This is a genomic window from Sphingobium sp. R-21 (genome assembly GCF_049913335.1).
Taxonomy (GTDB): domain Bacteria; phylum Pseudomonadota; class Alphaproteobacteria; order Sphingomonadales; family Sphingomonadaceae; genus Sphingobium.
On sequence record NZ_CP184374.1, the window covers coordinates 1,394,199 to 1,412,800 of the forward strand.

18 protein-coding genes are annotated in these 18,602 nt (G+C 63.6%); 9 read left to right on the forward strand and 9 right to left on the reverse strand.

Features of this window, described 5'->3' with window-relative positions; translation table 11 throughout:
• Nucleotides 1-15: 15 nt before the first annotated feature.
• The 3 genes from rdgB to ACN9MX_RS06560 all read left to right on the forward strand — a co-directional run bounded on the left by rdgB (nt 16) and on the right by ACN9MX_RS06560 (nt 2,863).
• Nucleotides 16-645, forward strand: a complete 630-nt coding sequence (gene rdgB / locus ACN9MX_RS06550; protein ID WP_133654809.1) for an RdgB/HAM1 family non-canonical purine NTP pyrophosphatase — start codon at nt 16-18, stop codon at nt 643-645.
• Between the two features lie 98 nt (nt 646-743).
• On the forward strand, nt 744-1,544 hold the full coding sequence (locus ACN9MX_RS06555) for a TrmH family RNA methyltransferase (RefSeq protein ID WP_363734429.1): 801 nt from the start codon (nt 744-746) through the stop codon (nt 1,542-1,544).
• Nucleotides 1,544-2,863 carry an MFS transporter gene (locus ACN9MX_RS06560; protein ID WP_363735350.1) on the forward strand — a complete coding sequence of 440 codons (1,320 nt, stop codon included), beginning with the start codon at nt 1,544-1,546 and terminating at the stop codon, nt 2,861-2,863. Before ACN9MX_RS06555 ends, ACN9MX_RS06560 begins: the two co-directional genes overlap by 1 nt.
• On the opposite strand, the gene ACN9MX_RS06565 is transcribed toward ACN9MX_RS06560, so the two are convergent.
• Complete coding sequence (locus tag ACN9MX_RS06565; protein ID WP_426387395.1) at nt 2,835-3,371, reverse strand: GNAT family N-acetyltransferase; 537 nt, start codon at nt 3,369-3,371, stop codon at nt 2,835-2,837. The genes ACN9MX_RS06560 and ACN9MX_RS06565 overlap by 29 nt on opposite strands.
• A gap of 90 nt (nt 3,372-3,461) precedes the next feature.
• A complete protein-coding gene (locus ACN9MX_RS06570; RefSeq protein WP_426387396.1) occupies nt 3,462-5,939 on the reverse strand; it encodes a TonB-dependent receptor plug domain-containing protein in 2,478 nt (825 codons plus the stop codon).
• Nucleotides 5,940-6,480: 541 nt separating this feature from the next.
• Between ACN9MX_RS06570 and ACN9MX_RS06575 the strand changes: the two genes are divergently transcribed.
• Nucleotides 6,481-7,809: an IS110 family transposase gene (locus ACN9MX_RS06575; protein WP_426386846.1), complete on the forward strand. Its 1,329-nt coding sequence runs from the start codon at nt 6,481-6,483 to the stop codon at nt 7,807-7,809.
• A 67-nt stretch (nt 7,810-7,876) separates the two neighbouring features.
• On the opposite strand, the gene rplS is transcribed toward ACN9MX_RS06575, so the two are convergent.
• The 6 genes from rplS to ffh all read right to left on the reverse strand — a co-directional run bounded on the left by rplS (nt 7,877) and on the right by ffh (nt 11,829).
• Entirely contained in the window at nt 7,877-8,245 is a 369-nt protein-coding gene (gene rplS, locus ACN9MX_RS06580) for a 50S ribosomal protein L19 (RefSeq protein WP_022681436.1), read from the reverse strand.
• 11 nt (nt 8,246-8,256) lie between these two features.
• Nucleotides 8,257-8,988, reverse strand: a complete 732-nt coding sequence (trmD, locus tag ACN9MX_RS06585; protein ID WP_426387397.1) for a tRNA (guanosine(37)-N1)-methyltransferase TrmD — start codon at nt 8,986-8,988, stop codon at nt 8,257-8,259.
• Complete coding sequence (locus ACN9MX_RS06590; RefSeq protein WP_426387398.1) at nt 8,985-9,257, reverse strand: hypothetical protein; 273 nt, start codon at nt 9,255-9,257, stop codon at nt 8,985-8,987. The genes trmD and ACN9MX_RS06590 overlap by 4 nt, the downstream gene beginning before the upstream one ends.
• Before the next feature lie 102 nt (nt 9,258-9,359).
• A complete protein-coding gene (rimM, locus tag ACN9MX_RS06595) occupies nt 9,360-9,839 on the reverse strand; it encodes a ribosome maturation factor RimM (protein WP_363734424.1) in 480 nt (159 codons plus the stop codon).
• A 5-nt stretch (nt 9,840-9,844) separates the two neighbouring features.
• Nucleotides 9,845-10,312: a 30S ribosomal protein S16 gene (gene rpsP / locus ACN9MX_RS06600; protein ID WP_426387399.1), complete on the reverse strand. Its 468-nt coding sequence runs from the start codon at nt 10,310-10,312 to the stop codon at nt 9,845-9,847.
• Nucleotides 10,313-10,356: 44 nt separating this feature from the next.
• A complete protein-coding gene (gene ffh / locus ACN9MX_RS06605) occupies nt 10,357-11,829 on the reverse strand; it encodes a signal recognition particle protein (RefSeq protein WP_363734423.1) in 1,473 nt (490 codons plus the stop codon).
• Nucleotides 11,830-12,526: 697 nt separating this feature from the next.
• Here ffh and ACN9MX_RS06610 point away from each other — a divergent pair.
• The 5 genes from ACN9MX_RS06610 to ispZ all read left to right on the forward strand — a co-directional run bounded on the left by ACN9MX_RS06610 (nt 12,527) and on the right by ispZ (nt 17,769).
• Nucleotides 12,527-13,927 carry an amino acid permease gene (locus tag ACN9MX_RS06610; RefSeq protein ID WP_426387400.1) on the forward strand — a complete coding sequence of 467 codons (1,401 nt, stop codon included), beginning with the start codon at nt 12,527-12,529 and terminating at the stop codon, nt 13,925-13,927.
• Between the two features lie 41 nt (nt 13,928-13,968).
• Nucleotides 13,969-14,769: a diaminopimelate epimerase gene (gene dapF, locus ACN9MX_RS06615; RefSeq protein WP_426387401.1), complete on the forward strand. Its 801-nt coding sequence runs from the start codon at nt 13,969-13,971 to the stop codon at nt 14,767-14,769.
• 1 nt (nt 14,770) lies between these two features.
• A complete protein-coding gene (gene mtaB / locus ACN9MX_RS06620) occupies nt 14,771-16,030 on the forward strand; it encodes a tRNA (N(6)-L-threonylcarbamoyladenosine(37)-C(2))-methylthiotransferase MtaB (protein ID WP_426387402.1) in 1,260 nt (419 codons plus the stop codon).
• Between the two features lie 54 nt (nt 16,031-16,084).
• Nucleotides 16,085-17,017: a signal recognition particle-docking protein FtsY gene (ftsY, locus tag ACN9MX_RS06625; protein ID WP_133654796.1), complete on the forward strand. Its 933-nt coding sequence runs from the start codon at nt 16,085-16,087 to the stop codon at nt 17,015-17,017.
• A 101-nt stretch (nt 17,018-17,118) separates the two neighbouring features.
• Complete coding sequence (gene ispZ / locus ACN9MX_RS06630; RefSeq protein ID WP_363734418.1) at nt 17,119-17,769, forward strand: septation protein IspZ; 651 nt, start codon at nt 17,119-17,121, stop codon at nt 17,767-17,769.
• 176 nt (nt 17,770-17,945) lie between these two features.
• Here ispZ and ACN9MX_RS06635 read toward each other — a convergent pair whose 3' ends face one another.
• Nucleotides 17,946-18,503 (reverse strand): urate hydroxylase PuuD, encoded by a 558-nt coding sequence (locus ACN9MX_RS06635; protein WP_363734417.1) that lies wholly within the window; start codon nt 18,501-18,503, stop codon nt 17,946-17,948.
• Nucleotides 18,504-18,602: the final 99 nt, after the last annotated feature.

Consider the following 18,602-nt stretch of genomic DNA (forward strand, 5'->3'; position numbering starts at 1 on the left):
ATATGGGACTACAGAATGAGCGACGATTTCGGGCAGGAACAGGCGATCCGCAAACTGGGTCCGGGACGACTGGTGATCGCCAGCCACAATCCCGGCAAGGTGCGGGAAATCGGCGAATTGCTGGCGCCCTATGGCATAGAGACGGTGTCCGCCGCCGCGCTGGACCTGCCCGAACCGGAGGAGACCGGCACCACCTTCATCGCCAATGCGGAGTTGAAGGCGATGCAGGCGGCGGACCTTGCCGGCCTCCCGGCACTGGCCGACGACAGCGGCCTGTGCGTGGAGGCGCTGAATGGCGATCCGGGCATCTTCTCCGCCCGCTGGGCCGGTCCGACCAAGGATTTCGGCCTCGCCATGCAGCTTGTCTGGGACAATATCCAGGCGAAGGGGCCGGAAGCGGGCCATGGCGCCCATTTCATCTGCGCCCTCGCCCTCGCCTGGCCCGACGGCCATGTGGAGGCGTTCGAAGGCCGCGTGGACGGCACCATCACCTGGCCGCCGCGCGGGGACCGGGGTTTCGGCTATGATCCGATCTTCCAGCCGCATGGCCACAGCATCAGCTTTGGCGAGATGGACCCGGAGAAAAAGCATGGCATGAGCCATCGCGCCGACGCGTTCGCGCAACTGGTGGCGACGGTCTTCTGAAGGGTGTCGGGGGTCCCAAGCCCCCTACCCTTTTCCGCGCTCCCCCTATAGAGAGGCCGTTTCGGCGGACCTTCGGGCAAAGGGCAAGAGACAGGATCGTGGCGCGAGAAATCACCGGATTTTCCAACCCGCTGGTGAAGCGCGTCCGCTCCCTGCGCGAAAAGAAGTTCCGCAAGGCGGAGGGCCTTTTCCTGGCAGAGGGGCTGCGTATCCTGACTGAAGCGCGGGAGGAAGGGGTGCTGCCGGAAATGCTGTTCCATGCCGGCTCCACCCATCCCCTCGCCGCCGAGCTGATCGCGGCGATGGAGGCGGCGGGCGGCGACGTGATCGAAACGACGCCCGACATCCTCTCGAAGATCAGCGGCAAGGACAATGCCCAGGCCGTTGTCGGCGTCTATCGCGACCGGCTGACCCCGCTGGCGAAGCTGGACCGGGGCAAGGCGGACATCTGGATCGTCGCCCAGTCGCTGCGCGATCCCGGCAATCTGGGCACCATATTACGCACCGGCGACGCCGTGGGGGCGGGCGGGCTGATCCTGATCGACGATTGCGTCGACCCCTTTTCGGTCGAATCGGTGCGCGCCAGCATGGGCGCCCTTTTCACCCAGAGCATCACCCAGGCGCGATGGGGCGAATTCATGCACTGGCTGCGCCAGGGGCCGGGCGAGCTGATCGGCACCAGCCTGAAGGCTAGCCACGACTATCAGCAACCCCATTATCAAAGCCCCAGCTTCCTGCTGGTCGGCAATGAGGCGCAGGGCCTGCCCGAAAGCTATGAGGCCGAATGCGACCTGCTGGTCAAGATGCCGATGCTGGGCAAGGCGGACAGCCTGAACGCCGCGGTCGCCTGTGCGGTCATGGCCTATGAATTGCTGAACCAGAAACGGGCGAGGACATGATGGCATCGGGGGGCGCGCAGGCCTTGGAAGCAGGGGCGAGGGACATGAGCGGCATCGGTGCGATGCTGCGGCACAAGCGGGTACTGGCGGCGAGCCTGATCGGCACGGCGGTCGAATTCTACGACTTCTACATCTACGCCACGGCCGCCAGCCTGGTCTTCGGGCCGCTCTTCTTCCCCGCCTCCTCCCCTTCGGCGCAGTTGCTCGCGGCCTATGGCAGCCTTGCGCTTGCCTTCTTCGCCCGGCCGCTCGGCGCGGCGGTGTTCGGCCATTATGGCGACCGCATCGGGCGGAAGGCCACGCTGGTGACATCGCTGATGCTGATGGGCGGATCGACGCTCGCCATCGGATTCCTGCCGACCTATCAGAGCATCGGCTGGTGGGCACCGTTGATCCTCTGCATGCTGCGCTTCGGCCAGGGCCTGGGGCTGGGCGGCGAATGGGGCGGCGCGGCGCTCCTGGCGGTCGAGAATGCGCCTCCCGGATGGCGCGCGCGTTTCGGCATGTTCCCGCAACTGGGCGCGCCGGTCGGCTTCCTCGCCGCCAACGGCCTGTTCCTGGTCCTTGGCATGTTCCTGACGGACAAGGATTTCTTCGCCTGGGGCTGGCGCCTGCCCTTTCTGGGCAGCGCCGTGCTGGTGCTGCTGGGCCTGTGGATCCGCCTCAAGCTGACCGAGACGCCCGAATTCGCCGCCGCCCGCGCCGAAGCGCCGCCGCCCGCCGTGCCGCTCGCCACGCTGCTCCAGAGCCATCTGGGTGCGGCGGTCGCCGGCACCTTCGCATGCGCGGCCTGCTTCGCCGTCTATTATATCGCGACCGCCTTCGCGCTCGGCTACGGCACCACCACGCTCGGGATCGACCGTGAGACCTTCCTCGCGATCCAGTTGGGCGCGATCCTGTTCATGGCGCTCAGCATCATTCTTGCCGGCTGGTGGGCGGACAAGAGCAGCCCGACGCGCGTGCTGGCCACGGGCTGCATCGGCACGGTGGCGATGGGCGTCATCTTCGGTCCCGCAATCGGCACCGGGCAGTTGCTGCCGATCTTCCTGATACTCAGCCTCGCCCTGTTCCTGATGGGCTTCGTCTACGGCCCGCTCGGCGCCTATCTGCCGCATCTCTTCCCCGTGCAGCTTCGCTATACCGGCGCCTCCTTCGCCTTCAACCTGGGCGGGATCATCGGCGGCGCCCTGGCGCCCATCGTCGCGACCTGGCTCATCCAGGTCCGGGGCGTGGAGCTTGTCGGCATCTATATGTCGGCGGCGGCGGCGCTCAGTCTGATCGGCCTCTGGTTCACCAGCCGGAATCGGGGCCGGCAATAGGCTTTCGCATCAGGATCAGCGGCACGCCGCTGTCCTCGAAGGCGCGCATCTCGACAAAACCGAAGCTGCGGTAGAGCGGCACGCCCGCCATGGTGGCGGACAGCTCCAGCGCCGCGAAGCCCTCCGCCCGCGCCGCCGCTTCGCAAAGCGACAGGATCAGCGTGCCCACCCCCTTCCGCACATGATCGGGATGGGTGTACATCGCCCGCACCCTGGCCGCGTCGGTCGCTGGATCGAGCAACCGGTCGTCCCGTCCCCCACTATGGTTGCCGCCATAGGCGGTCGCGCGCCGGCTCCACCCGCCGCAACCCGCGATCGCGCCGCCATCCTCGATCACGAAATAGGTGCCGTCTTCGATCAGGCGACTGTCGAGACCCATGAAGCCGTGGCTGGCCCGCACCTGTTCAGGGGTGAGGAAATCGGACTGGAGGCGGTCGATCGCCAATGTCATGACGGCGCCCAGGGCGGTTTCATCCGCCAGCATGGCAAGTCTGTGGTTCAGCGGCATGGCCGTCCCTATCGCGGTGGCCCGCCGTCAGGTCCAATGAAAAAGGACAGGGCCGCCGCACCCGAAGGCCCGGCGGCCGCGTCAGGCCCGTCAGAAGCTGAAATTGATGCGGGCGTAATAATAGCCGCCATTGATGCCATAGGGAGTGAAGGACAGCGGGGCGTCCAGCACGCGAGCGCCGTCGATCGGCATATCGCTCGCATCATTGGGCATGGTCGGTGCCTTCTTGTTGAACAGGTTGTTCGCGCCCACGCTCAGCTTGATCGCCCTGCTCAGGTCATAGCCGACTTCCAGATCGGTGATGGCTGCCTCGGGCACCCTGACCGTCGGATTGGTCGTGCCGAAAATCACGACCTCGGACGATTTGCCATAGATCGTCTCGCGCAGGTTGATGCTCAGGCCGCCCATGGTGAACAGCGCCCCGCCAATGATCTTGTACTTGGGCGATGCGTCTTCCAGGGTCGAACGGGCGTCTTCCGCGTACAGCGCCGCTGGAATGCGCAGCCTGGTGATCTTCGTTTTATTATAGTTGGCCGACAGCGACCAGAGGATGGAACCGCTGCCCACCGGCGTCGGATAGCTGGCGGTTACATCGACGCCGCGGGTCCGGGTGTCGGCGCCATTGGTGAACAGGTTGATGCCCGCATCGCCGTTCTGAAGAACATAGGGATCGAGCACATTGCCATGCGCGGCAATCGCATCCAGCACAGCCTGGTTGGTGACCACACCGCCGGCCAGACCCTGGATCGATCCGGTTCCCACGATCCGGTTCTTCACCTTTACCTGATAGGCATCGATGGTGATGTTCAGCTTGGGCACGGGACGGATGACCAGGCCAAGGCTGTAATTCTGCGAGGTTTCGGGCTTCAGATCTTCATAGCCGAGCAGCTTGGCGGCGGCAGAGTTGGGCGGTAACTGCACATAGGCCGTGGTCGGACCGACATTGGTCGAGGAATAATATTCCTCCAGCAGCGACGGCGCGCGGAAGCCGGAACTGACCGTGCCGCGCACCGCGAACTGTTCGGACAGGTCGAGGCGGCTGGTCACCTTCCACGTCCATTTGGTACCGAAATCGCTGTAGTCCTCATAGCGGACGGCGCCATCGACCTTCCACATCTCGATCGGGTTCATCGCGATGTCCAGATAGGCCGCCTTGTTGTTCCGCTTGTGCTTGCCCGCGTCGGTGGACAGGAAGCCGGGATAGGACTGGCCACCCTCGAAATAGGTCGATCCGAAGTCGCCCTTGCCGATCTGGAAGCGATTTTCCCGATATTCGCCGCCGAAGGCGATATTGACCGGCTGGGCCATGCCCAGATCGACCTCCTTCGCAATGTCGATATTGCTGGTCCATTCCGACGCCTTCAGGAAGCCGTCATAGAAGTTGGCAGGCGTGGTCCCGGTGTCGATGAACAGCGAACGGTTGGCCGAACCCAGCGTGTAGAGCTTGGCATAGTCCTGGCCATAGGTGGTGCTGATGTCCCAGCGGAAACCGGCCGTCTCGCCCTTGATGCCGCCGGTGTTGGAAAAATCATCTTCCTTGATCGCCTCGCGCGGGCTGAAGCCGGCGGCGCTGTAGAGGATCTGCTCGCCCGCGACGCCCAGGACCGGGGACCGCGACACGCGCCAGGGCTGGCGATAATTTTCATAGGCGCTGGCATCGCGACGGCCGTAGCTGCCAAAGGCATAGAGTTCCACGCCGCCGAAATCATGACCGGCATTGTAGACGATGGTGGTGAGTTCCGATCGCGCATCCCCGACGATACGGTTGGTATAGGGCGCACCCGGCAATCCGATGGCCGCCATCGCCTGATGCTCGGCCGAAATATCGGTGCGGATCGACCCGTCGCGATTGTAGATGCCGCGATCCACGCCGCCCCTCTGCGAGAAATCGTGGAAACGGTGGAACATGGTGAAATTCAGATAGCTGTCCGGTCCCATGTCGGGCGCAAAGGTGACGCTGCCCGAATAGGTTTCGCCGTCGCCCTTATAATATTGCCCGGCGGTCAGGTTGCCGGAAATCAGGCCCTTGTCCTCCTTGAGGATGATGTTGATGACGCCCGCGATCGCATCGGACCCATATTGGGCGGCCGCGCCGTCCTCCAACACCTCGATCCGGCCGATCGCGCCCGGCGGAATCAGGTCGAGGTCGGGTGAGGCCGCGCCCTGGTAGGGGCCACTCAACACATGCAGGTTGGAGGTGCCGTGACGCCGCTTCCCGTTGACCAGCACCAGCGCATGATTGGGGCTGAGGCCGCGAAGACGGGCCGCCAGCGTCAGGTTCGCGGTATCTCCGCCAAAGGCTTCCGCGGTGAAGGAGGGGACGAGTTGCGTCAGCACCTGGTTGAGATTGGGTTGTCCCACCTTGGTCAGCGCCTCGCTGTCGAGAACCTTGATCGGCGCTGCGCTTTCCGCCGCAGTGACGCCGGTCGCCCGTGTGCCGGTGACGATGATCGCGGCGCCATCCGTGGCGGAGGCTGCCTGCGGGTCGCTGGTCTGGGCCAGAACGGCCATCGGAGACGAGATTGCGACAACCATGGCGGCGCGAGAAACGAAACTCTTGCAATTCATGAACAGCCCCCTTGCTTCCAATGAAGAGAGCCTCTCCCGACCGATATTTTCTTATTTTCCCTTGTTCATCTTCTTCCCGTTTCTTGGGTAAGCACGACCGGTACGTCAGACCACGCGGCCCGATCGTCAGAAATATTCAGCAATATGTGGAAACGGAGTGCTGACACAAAACCGCCATCAGAGAAAAACGAATTTCCGCTGCCGCCCAAAATCGTTTCGCCATGGAAATCGAAAAGGGTGCGGACTCATCCGTCAAATCCCTGAAATTCATAAAAAACGGTCCCCGGCTGAGCCCGCCTGTGCAGGGTAGAAACGGGCCGTGCTATGGTGTTGGCTAGGAGGGTCGCGGCCGTTCGCTTATTGGAGGCATGATACCCCGTTAAAAAACGTGGCCCGTGGGCATTTGCGTACTTGAGAGTGGTGACGCCGTGCTGCGGCGATCCCGATTAGGAAGATGACGGTTGGCATAGCCCATACCCTCCGCTTTGAAGGAGGACATGGAATGACAGGAGCAAAATCCCCAGGTTCAGACGCTTTGTCCATGGTCAACCCTGGCGCCGCCGCCATCGATATCGGCTCGACCATGCACTTGGCGGCCATTAATCCGCAGGCGGACGACAATCCCGTGCGGGCATTTGGCACGTTCACCGGCGAGCTGCATGATATGGCCCGTTGGTTCAAGGCGAGTGGTGTCACCAGCGTGGCGATGGAATCCACCGGCGTTTACTGGATCCCGGCCTATGAAGTGCTGGAGGAGCACGGCTTTCACGTCATTCTCGTCAACGCCCGATACGCCAAGAACGTCCCGGGCCGAAAGACCGATGTCAGCGATGCGGCCTGGCTGCAACGCCTTCACAGCTATGGGCTATTGCGAGGGAGCTTCCGTCCTGAGGCGGGCGTGGCGACCATGCGTTCTTACCTCCGGCAGCGCGAGCGTCTGATCGAATATGCAGCGTCCCATATCCAGCACATGCAGAAGGCGCTGATGGAGATGAACGTGCAGCTTCATCACGTCGTTTCCGATATCACCGGGGTTACGGGCATGCGGATCATCAGGGCCATTGTGGCCGGCGAACGCACGCCCATCACGCTGGCGGAAATGCGCGACGTCCGTTGCCACGCGTCCGTGGAGACCATTTGCGCCGCCTTGTCGGGAAACTGGCGGGATGAGCACATCTTTGCACTCTGCCAGTCGCTGGCCTTGTACGACTTTTATCAGACCAAAATCCTCGAATGCGATCGTAAGCTAGAGGTCGCGCTCAAGGCGCTCGAAATCGACAAGGGGCACGATATCCGCCGCCTCCCCAAAGTCCGGACTAAAAGACGGCAGGTGAACGCGCCTGACTTCGAGGTCCGGTCCGCGCTTTATCGCGTGCTGGGCGTGGACCTGACACAGATCCATGGAATCGGACCGTCTCTGGCGCTCAAGCTCGTCGGCGAGTGCGGCACCGACCTTTCGGCTTGGCCCAGTTCAAAGCATTTTACGTCCTGGCTATGCCTGGCGCCGGGTAACAAGATATCGGGCGGCAAGCTGCTGTCATCAAAGACACGGCGATCGTCGAGCCGCGCGGCGGCACTTTTGCGCTTGGCTGCAACCACGATCGGCCGCAGCGACACCGCGCTGGGCGCGTTTTACCGGCGGTTATCTGCCCGAGCGGGAAAGGCGAAAGCCGTGACCGCAACGGCGCGAAAGATCGCTGTCCTTTTTTATAACAGCCTGCGCTTCGGGATGGCGTATCATGATCCCGGCGCCACCCAATATGAAGAGCGGTATCGCAGCCGGGTGATCGGCAACCTCCAGCGCCGCGCCAAGGCCTTTGGCTTCTCGCTTCAGGAACTGACACCGGAGCCTGATATGGCTGTTTCTTAGGAAAGCGGCGCCCGCATGGGGCGCCGCCTGTCTCTTTTTTACAACTGTCAAGCCAGCGTAAAAGCGATCAATCCTCGCTGCGCACGTCGCGGCGCTCGGCGATGCGAGCGCGCTTGCCGGTGCGGCCGCGCAGATAATAGAGCTTCGCACGACGCACGACGCCACGGCGGACGACGGTAATCGAATCGATGTTCGGCGAGTAGAGCGGGAAGACGCGCTCCACGCCTTCACCGAACGAAATCTTGCGCACGGTGAAGTTGCTGCCCATGCCCTTGTTCGAGCGGGCGATGCACACGCCTTCATAATTCTGGACGCGGCTGCGGTCACCTTCGATGACCTTCACGCCGACGCGCAGCGTGTCGCCGGGACGGAATTCGGGGATATCCTTGGCAAGGGCCGCGATATTCTCGGCCTCGATCTGCTGGATCAGGTTCATGACTTCAAGTCCTACTCTTCGCGTTGCGCACCAGAGGGCGACTGGTCCCGAACGCCGATATGGCGTTCCCAAAGGTCCGGCCGCCTTAGCCGTGTGTCCTCTTCCGCCCTTTGTTTCCGCCAGGCGGCGATCTTCGCATGATCCCCCGATCGCAACACTTCGGGGATCGCGCGCCCTTCCCATATGACGGGCCGGGTATAGTGGGGATATTCGAGAAGGCCGCTTTCGAAGCTCTCCTCATCCCCACTGGAAGCGGCGCCCATTACCCCAGGAAGCAGGCGGATGCAAGCATCCAGCAGCATCAGGGCACCCATTTCCCCGCCGGAAAGAATGATGTCGCCCATGCTGATCTGTTCGACCGGCCGCGCCTCGAAAATCCGCTCGTCAAAACCCTCGAACCGGCCGCAGAGGATGGTCGCTCCGGGACCGGCGGCGAGTTCGCGAATCCGCCCCTGGGTGATCGGCGCGCCCCGCGGCGTCATGGCGATGACCGGCAGGTCGGGCGCCTTCTGCAGCGCATGATCGATCGCCAGGCCCAATATGTCGGCGCGCAATATCATCCCCGCACCGCCGCCCGCGGGCGTATCGTCCACCGTGCGATGCCGGTCCGTGGCGAAGTCGCGAATATGGATGGGATTGCAGGCCCATTTGCCCTCCGCCAGCGCGCGCCCGGCGAGCGACACCGCCAGAGGCCCAGGAAACATCTCCGGATAGAGCGTCAATATCTGCGCGCGAAAGGTCACGCCCGCCGCGCCCTCAGCCAGGCGCCCGCCATGCCGCCCAGCAGCGATACGGCGCCCCCCAGCATCAGCGCGGTGCCGATGGCGCGCAGCAGGTCTGCAAAGGGCCGGTCAGGCTGCATCAACGCGGGCAGCAGGAACAGCATGGGAATGGGAATGACCAGCCCCGCCGCAGCCGCGATCTTCAGCCCGCGCGACCATGCCATGCCGAACAGGCGCCAGCCCGCGGCGACCATCAGGAGCAGATAGAGAGCGGCAAGAAGTTTCGGCATGGTTCGCCCTCGAACTACACAACGCGCTCCTGCGAAGGCAGGAGTCCAGTTCAGACGGCAGGACTGGGCTCCTGCCTTCGCAGGAGCACGCCAACCGAAAAATCAAATAGCGAACGCCGCCTCGACGACAGCCCGTCCTTCGGCAATGGTCACGGCGTGCATCGGCGCCATGAAGCGCTTGCCGTTGGGCCGCTCCACCTCGATGATGTCGCCCGCACCGAAATTCTCGACCGCGACGACATGCCCCAGCCCTTCGCCATCGCTGGAAAAACAAGGCAGGTCGATCAAATCGGCATGATAATATTCGCCCTCCCCCAGGGGAGGCAAAGCCGCGCGCGGGACGGTCAGTTCCGTGCCGCGCAGGGCCTCCGCAGCGGTGCGATCGCCGATCTCTGCAAAGCGGGCGACGGCGCCGTTCGGACCGGGACGCACCGACTTCAGCGTCAGCCTGGCACCAGCCGCATCGAAACCATCATAGGATTTGAGCGTCTCGGCCCCCTCCCCGAACAGTTTCAGGCGAACCTCGCCCGCCACTCCATGCGCGCCGATGATGACGGCAAGAGTGACGGGCTTGTCGGTCAAGGGGCTCAGCCTTCCGCCGATTCTTCGGCCGGAGCAGCTTCTTCAGCAGCAGCTTCTTCAGCAGCGGCTTCTTCGGCGGGAGCGGCAGCAGCCTCGGCGGCGGCAGCCTTTGCGGCTTCGGCAGCTTCAACGGCTTCAGCGGCCTTGGCAGCGCGATCTTCGGCGCGATCCTTGGCCTTCTGGCCCGGCTCGGCCTTCTTCGGGTTGCTGCGGGCGGCACGTTCCTTCACGCCGGCTGCGTCCAGGAAGCGGGCAACGCGGTCGGTCGGCTGCGCGCCGGCGGCAACCCAGTGCTTCGCGCGCTCGACGTCCAGAACGACGCGCTTCTCGTCGCCCTTGGGCAGGACGGGGTTGTAGCTGCCGATGCGCTCGATGAACTTGCCGTCACGCGGGGCGCGGCTGTCGGCCACGACGATGCGGTAATAGGGACGCTTCTTGGAACCGCCGCGCGAAAGACGAATGGACGTTGCCATGTTGTTATTGACCTTTCTACTCTAATCTAATCTGTTGAAACTGTTTATTTCTTCATAAAATTCTGAAAACCGGGCGGCAGGTTCGGCATGTTGCCGCCACCGCCAAGACCACCCAATCCGCCAAGCCCGCCAAGGTCCGGCGCGCCACCCGCGCCGCCCATCAGCTTGTCCATGCCGCCGCCGGTGAACATCTTGGCCAGCCCTTTCAGGCCACCCATCTTGCGGATCTTCTTCATCGCCGTTTCCATTTCCTGATGCATTTTCAGGAGACGGTTGACTTCCTGCACCGTAGTGCCGGACCCCTTGGCGATACGAATCTTGCGCTTGGCGTTGATCAGGGCGGGCTTCTCCCGCTCCTTGGGCGTCATGGATCCGATCATCGCGTCCAGATGGATCAGCGTCTTGTCGTTCGCGCCGCTGTTCGCCATCGCCTGCTGCGCCTTTTTGAGGCCCGGCAGCATGCCCGCCAGCGCGCCCAGCCCGCCCATGCGGCGCATCTGATTGAGCTGAGCGCGCAGGTCGTTCATGTCGAACTGACCCTTGGCCATTTTCTTGGCCAGCTTGTCGGCTTCCTCGGCGTCGATCGTCTCGGCGGCCTTTTCGACCAGCGATACGACATCACCCATGCCCAGGATGCGCTGCGCCACGCGCGCAGGATGGAAAGGCTCGATCGCGTCCAGCTTTTCGCCCGTGCCCGCGAACTTGATCGGACGGCCCGTCACGGCACGCATCGACAGCGCCGCACCGCCACGCGCGTCGCCATCCATGCGGGTCAGCACCACGCCGGTCAGCGGCACCTGCGCCGAAAAGCTGGTCGCGACATTGACCGCGTCCTGCCCGGTCAGCGAGTCGACCACCAGCAGGATTTCCGCCGGGTTGGAGACTTCGGCGACCGCCTTCATCTCGTCCATCAGCGCCTGGTCGACGTGCAGGCGGCCCGCGGTGTCGAGCATCACCACGTCGAAGCCCTGGAGCTTCGCGGACTGCAGCGCCCGCCTGGCGATATCGACCGGCTGCTGTCCCGGCACGATCGGCAGGGTCGCGACGTCGGTCTGCGTACCCAGCACCGCCAACTGCTCCTGCGCCGCCGGGCGCTGAACGTCGAGCGACGCCATCAGCACCTTCTTGCGCTCTTTTTCCTTCAGGCGCTTGGCGATCTTCGCGGTGGAGGTGGTCTTGCCCGACCCCTGCAGGCCGACCATCATGATGACGGCGGGCGGGGTCACGTCGATCAGCAGTTCGGAAGTTTCGGCGCCCAGCGTCTCGGTCAGCGTGTCGGAAACGATCTTGACGACCATCTGCCCCGGCGTGACCGAACGCAGCACATCGCTGCCGACGGCCCGTTCCGTCGCCTGATCGACGAACTGGCGGACCACCGGAAGCGCGACGTCGGCCTCCAGCAGCGCGATTCGCACCTCGCGCATCGCGGCGCGGACATCGTCCTCCGTCAGCGCACCGCGCCCACGCAGCTTGTCGAATACCCCACCGAGACGATCGCTTAGCGAATCGAACATCATCACCTCATATGGGCCGAAAGGCCCGGAAAATCGTGCCTACCCTGCCAAACGACAAAATCGCCGGCGGGCGAAACCTCGCCGGCCAGCGTCCATCCGATGCCCCATTTTGAGCGTCCTGGATCTGTCAGGGTATCAGACGGCAAACCGCCCGATTGCAGGGCGCCTTTAGCGCAACGACCGGGGAGATGCAACCGGCGCGATCTTCGCAGGGGAGGATGGCTTTCGATCATTTTTCACCATCCACCGCGTCTTCGAAATCGGCCACTTGCGGACATTCGGCTTGTGGATAAGTATCCTTCGCTACGGAAGAGCCATGACTTCAACTCATGCTAATTGGGCAGGCTAATCAATGTCAGCTGCAACCCTGCTATTACTGAAAATTATAGCAATTGCTTTTGGGCCACTGGTCGTGACGGCACTAGTCCCCTCAAGGTGGTTGCTGCCGTGGGTTATCTCCTATGCCGTGGGCGCTTATTGGATCCTCGGCGGGCCGTATGATGGCCCTGGTGCTTTTGGTGCCCCTCTAGTCGCCCTTATATTAGCTGCGCCGACTTTCTTTGCTATCGCTATCCGGGTCGCAATCCTCGCAAAGTGACACACCGCTTGAGCGTCGCTTTGTCGTGAAGACAAGCCAGAAGCTCTCAGTCCGCTGCCCACCCAGAGCGGCTATAGCCCAAGAACAAAGGAAATTTGGCCAATGAGCTGGACACGCCGCAAGCCGATGGAAGCAATGATGCCCAGCCATGAAGGGCACCGGCTGGCGCGCACCCTGTCCTGGCCGCATCTGCTGGCATTGGGCGTCGGCGCGATCGTCGGCACTGGCATACTGACCCTGATCGGCGTCGGCGCGGATCGGGCCGGTCCCGCCGTGCTGCTGTCCTTCGCCATTGCGGGCGCGATCTGCGCCTGTGCTGCCCTCGCCTATGCGGAGCTTTCCACCATGATGCCCGCCGCCGGCAGCGCGTACAGCTACAGCTATGCGGTGCTGGGCGAAGGCATTGCATGGATCGTCGGATGGAGCCTGATCCTCGAATATTCGCTGGTGGTGTCGACGGTGGCGGTGGGCTGGTCGGGCTATGCCGCACCGCTGCTGACCTCGGCAGGCTTTCCGGAGTTGCTGACCAGGGGGCCGGAACTGGGCGGGCTCCTGAACGCACCGGCCATCTTCATCATCGCCGTGGTCGCGAGCCTGTTGATGCTCGGCACGCATGAAAGCGCGCGTCTGAACAGCCTGCTCGTCCTCATCAAGATCGCCACCCTCAGCCTGTTCGTCGCCATCGCCCTGCCCGCCTTCGACGCACAGAATCTTCACCCCTTCATGCCATTCGGCTTCGCCAAGTCGACGGGCCCGGACGGCGTCGAGCGGGGCGTCATGGCGGCCGCCGCGATCATCTTCTTCGCCTTTTACGGCTTCGACGCCATTTCCACCGCCGCAGAGGAAGCGAAGAACCCTGATCGCGACCTCGCCATCGGCATCGTCGGATCGCTGGTCGTCTGCACCCTCATCTACATCCTCGTCGCCGCGGCGGCGATCGGCGCGATGCCCTTCACCCGCTTCGCCGACAGCCCGGAACCGCTGGCGCTCATCCTGCGCGAAATGGGCCAGGGGCAGGTGGCGCGGATCGTCGCCATCGCGGCGGTGATCGCGCTGCCCACGGTGCTGCTCGGCTTCCTCTATGGCCAGAGCCGCATCTTCCTCGTCATGGCGCGCGACGGCTTCCTGCCGCAAAGGCTGGCGCTGATCTCCCGGCGCGGCACGCCCGCCCGGATCACCGCCGTCACCGCCATGCTCGTCGCCATCATCGCCGGCCTGCTGCCCATTGACGAGATCGCGGCGCTCGCCAATGCGGGAACGCTGATCGCCTTCACCGCGGTGGGTGCATGCCTGTTGATCCTGCGGCGGCGGATGCCCGACCTGAAACGACCCTTCCGCACGCCTGCTGCCACGCTAGTCGGCCTGGGTGCGGTGCTAGGCTGCGCCTATCTGTTCATCAGCCTGCCGGTGAAGACCATCCTCGCCTGCCTGATCTGGAACGCCGTCGGTCTGGCGGTCTATTTCCTCTATGGGCGCCGGCGTGCCGCGCTGAACGCAGGATAGTCTGGCCTTTTGCCCTTGCAGGCCTTACATGCGCGCGCACTATGGGCCGTTTTTCGAAGATGCATGGACTGGGCAACGACTTTGTCGTGATCGACGCGCGGGAAGCCGCGATCGACATGACGCCTGCGCGCGCGCAGGCCATTGCCGACCGTCATGCCGGGATCGGCTGCGACCAGCTCATCCTGATCGGCAACAGCGAATGCGCCGATGTATCGATGCGCATCTTCAACAGCGACGGCAGCGAGGTGGAGGCCTGTGGCAACGCGACCCGTTGCGTGCCCTTGTTCGTCGGCCGGGACGTGCTGATCGAGACGAAGGCGGGCCTGCTCGACGCGAAGGGCGTCGATGGCGGCGCGAGCGTCGACATGGGCGCCCCGCGGCTGGAATGGGACGCGATCCCACTCGCCTATGCCATGGACACGCTGACCATGCCGACAAGCTGGGAAGACCTGCCCGCCCCGGCCGCCGTCAATGTCGGCAATCCGCATGTGATCTTCTTCGTGGACCGTCTGGACGGTGTGAACTTCGACCGTTTGGGGCCGCTGATCGAACATGATCCGCTCTTCCCCGCGCGCGTGAATGTGAACTTCGCGCAGGTCGTGGGGGAAAATCACATCCGCCTGGTCGTCTGGGAACGCGGCGCCGGGCTGACCCGCGCCTGCGGTACCGGCGCCTGCGCGACGGCGGTGGCGGCGGTGCGGCGCAGGCTGGTGAACGGGCCGACCACGGTGAGCCTGCCGGGCGGCGATCTGGTGATCGACTGGGCGCCGGGCGGACATATCATGATGACCGGACCTGCCACCCATGTCTTCGACGGCGAGGCTGACTGGGCACGCTTCTGAGATGAGCGGGCCGCAGATCATCACGCTGGGCTGTCGCCTCAACATCGCGGAGAGCGAGGCGATTCGAGAGATTATCGGTCGCGAAATGGCCGACGGACAGGATGACCTGATCGTCGTGAACAGTTGCGCGGTGACGGCCGAGGCGGTTCGCCAGACCCGCCAGGCCATCCGCCGCGCCCACCGGGACCGACCCGATGCGCGAATCATGGTGACCGGCTGCGCCGCGCAGACGGAGCCGGAAACCTTCACGAAAATGGCCGAGGTCGATGCGGTGATCGGCAACCGCGACAAGATGGACCCCACCCACTACACGGCCCATGCGTCGGAGAAGGCCCTGGTATCCGACATCATGGCGGTACGCGAAACCGCGCCGCATATGGCGAGCGCCTTCGCCGAACATGCCCGCGCCTTCCTTGAAGTCCAAAATGGCTGCGATCATCGCTGCACCTTCTGCATCATCCCCTTTGGCCGGGGAAACAGCCGTTCCGTGCCCGCAGGCGCGGTGATCGACAAGGCGCGTGAACTGGTCGACGCGGGGTACAGGGAAATCGTGCTTACCGGCGTGGACGTCACCAGCTATGGCCCGGACCTGCCCGGCGCGCCCTCGCTCGGCCTGCTTGTCGAACGCATCCTGAAGGGCGTGCCCGACCTTTCCCGCCTGCGCCTTTCCTCGCTCGACAGCGTGGAGATCGACGAACGGCTGTTCGACCTCCTCGCCCATGAGCCGCGCATGATGCCGCATCTGCACCTGTCGCTCCAGGCCGGGGACGACATGGTCCTGAAGCGCATGAAGCGCCGTCACAGCCGCGCCGAAGCCATAGCGATCGTCGAACGCCTCAAGGCTGCCCGTCCGGACATCAGCATCGGCGCAGATATCATCGCCGGCTTTCCGACAGAGGATGATGCCATGTTCGAAAACAGCGTCAGGCTGATCGAGCAATGCGCCGTCGTCCATGGCCATATCTTTCCCTATTCCCCGCGCGCGGGCACCCCCGCCGCCCGCATGCCGCAGGTTGACCGGGCCGTGATAAAAGCCCGCGCCGCCCGCCTTCGTTCGGCATGCGAGGCGCAACGGGAACGCTGGCTGCGCAGCCTGATCGGCAGCCGGCAATCCGTGCTGGTGGAGCGCAACGGCCTTTCTGGCCATGCCGAAAATTTCGCGCCCGTGCGATTTTCGACGCCGCAATCGCCCTCCTTCATCGTCCCTGCGACCATCACGGCCCTTGAGAATGGCGCGCTGATCGCGCAAGAGGCGGCGTGAAAGACAATTTTTCGCTCATTCCCGCGCAGGTGAGGATGACGCTGGTGGATAGACATGGCTGAAACATCCTGGCGCGATCGCCTCTTCGGCGGCCTCAAGCGCACGTCCGACAAGCTCGGCGAAAATCTCACCGGCCTCTTCACCAAGGCGGCTCTGGACGAACAGACGCTGGACGAGATCGAGGAAGCGCTGATTATCAGCGACCTTGGCCCCGCCATGGCCGCCCGCGTGCGCGACCGCCTGTCCGAGGGCCGCTACAATCGCGAACTGACCGAAGATTATCTGCGGGAGATCATCGCGGAGGAAATCGAGAAGGTTCTCGCTCCCGTTGCCCGTCCGCTGGAGATAGAGGCTTTCCCACGCCCGCAGGTGATCCTGGTCATCGGCGTCAACGGATCGGGCAAGACCACCACCATCGCCAAGCTCGCCAACCTCTTCCTGGAGCAGGATTATGGCGTGATGCTGGCGGCGGGCGACACCTTCCGCGCCGCCGCCATCGGCCAGCTCAAGGTGTGGGCCGAGCGGCTGGGCATTCCCATCGTCGCGGGCAAGGAAGGCGGCGACGCGGCGGGCATCGTCTTCGACGCGGTCAAGCAGGCCACCGCCACCGGCATCGACGTGCTGATCGTCGACACGGCGGGCCGTCTCCAGAACAAGACCGAACTGATGGATGAACTGGCGAAGATTCGCCGCGTGCTCGGCCGGTTGAACCCGGCGGCGCCGCATGACGTTGTGCTGGTGCTGGATGCGACGACGGGACAGAATGCGTTGAACCAGATCGAGGTGTTCAAGGAATTCGCGCAGGTAACAGGCCTTGTCATGACCAAGCTGGACGGCACGGCACGCGGCGGCGTACTGGTCGCAGCGGCGGAGAAATACCGCCTGCCCATCCATGCCATTGGTGTCGGTGAGAAGATCGGGGATCTGCGCCCCTTCGATCCAGGCGACATGGCGCGGGCGATAGCGGGAACCGCCTATGCGCGGTGAACCGACCCCTCCCAAGGCAACAACGTGCTCCTGCGAAGGCAGGGGCCCAGTTCAGACGGCAGGCCTGGGCTCCTGTCTTCGCAGGAGCACGGAAGCGCACAATGGATAATCGAAAAAAAACCACCCACAACGGCAACCTGTCCCTCGCGCTCGACTTCGGCCCGCTCCTCGTCTTCTTCCTCACCTACAAGGGCGCGGGCTGGCTCTGGGGTCCGGGCAATCCGATCACCGCCATGATGTTCGGCACGGCCGCCTTCATGGCTGCGATCGTCATCGCCGTGATCATCTCCCGCGTGAAGCTCGGCCGGGTCTCCCCCATGCTCTGGCTGTCGGCTCTGCTGATCCTCTTCTTCGGCGGCCTCACCATCTATTTCCGCGACCAGAGCTTCATCCAGATCAAGCCGACCATCATCTACGCCTTCTTCGCACTGATGCTGTTTGCCGGGTTGATGCGCGGCAAGGCGCTACTCAAATATCTCCTCCAGGCGGCCTATGACGGCCTGACCGAGACCGGCTGGCGGAAGCTGTCGCGCAATTGGGCCTTCTTCTTCGTGGCCATGGCGCTCGCCAATGAGGTGATGCGCCGGACGATGAGCTTCGACAGCTGGCTCGCCGTCAAGGTCTGGGGCGTTACCATAGTGTCGGTCCTGTTCGCCGCCGCAAACATCCCGATGCTGATGCGCCACGGCCTCGACCTGGGCGAAACGCTCGACAGTGACGAGGTTGGCGAAACGACCCCGCCGCAGGGCTAGAGCATCGTGCGCAAAAGTGGGAACCGGTTTTGCGCAAAAACGATGCGACATCAAAAGCATAGAGCGCGCTGCATGATTCGGATTTAACGCAACGCGCTCTAAGGCCGGTGGATCTGATCAGATCGAAACCTGCCCGGGGGCAGGCGTCACCAGACACCCGCCCCCTTGATCAGGCATCAGCTGAAATTGACCATGCAATAGAGCATCGCCAGCGAAAGCAGGGTGTTCATGCGACTGAACATCATCGCGGTGGTCGCCGCCTTCGCTTTCACGTCATCCTCTGCCGGAACGATGCCGAGCGCCTTTTTCTGGTTCGGCCAGATCACGAACCAGACGTTGAACGCCATGATCAGCGCCAGCCACATGCCGATGCCGATCAGCAGATAAGGCTGCTGCAAGGTCAGCGCCTGGACGACATAACCCGCCAGCCAGGCCACGATCAGACCCGTGAGCACCGTCATGGCCGCGCCCCAGCGGAAGAAGAACAGGGCCGCAGGCGCGATATGCTTGGAAACGCCCGGCTTCAGTTCAGCCGGAATTTTCGGCATGGTGGGGATCTGGACGAAGTTGAAATAATAAAGCAGCCCGATCCAGGTGATGCCGAAGAACAGGTGCAGCCATCGAAAGATCGTGTTCGCATCCACCATCCCCGCATGCGCGCCGAACATCACTATGATCGCGAGCAGCAGCCCCGCAGCCAGGACAAGATGCAGATTGCCGAAGAATTTTGCCATGGACCCTTCCCCCAAAGTTCCGACCGCCGCATTCTCCTGACGGCCTGACCGGTGATGCTATGCGATCGTTACGCCGATGTCACATGGATATTTCCGTAT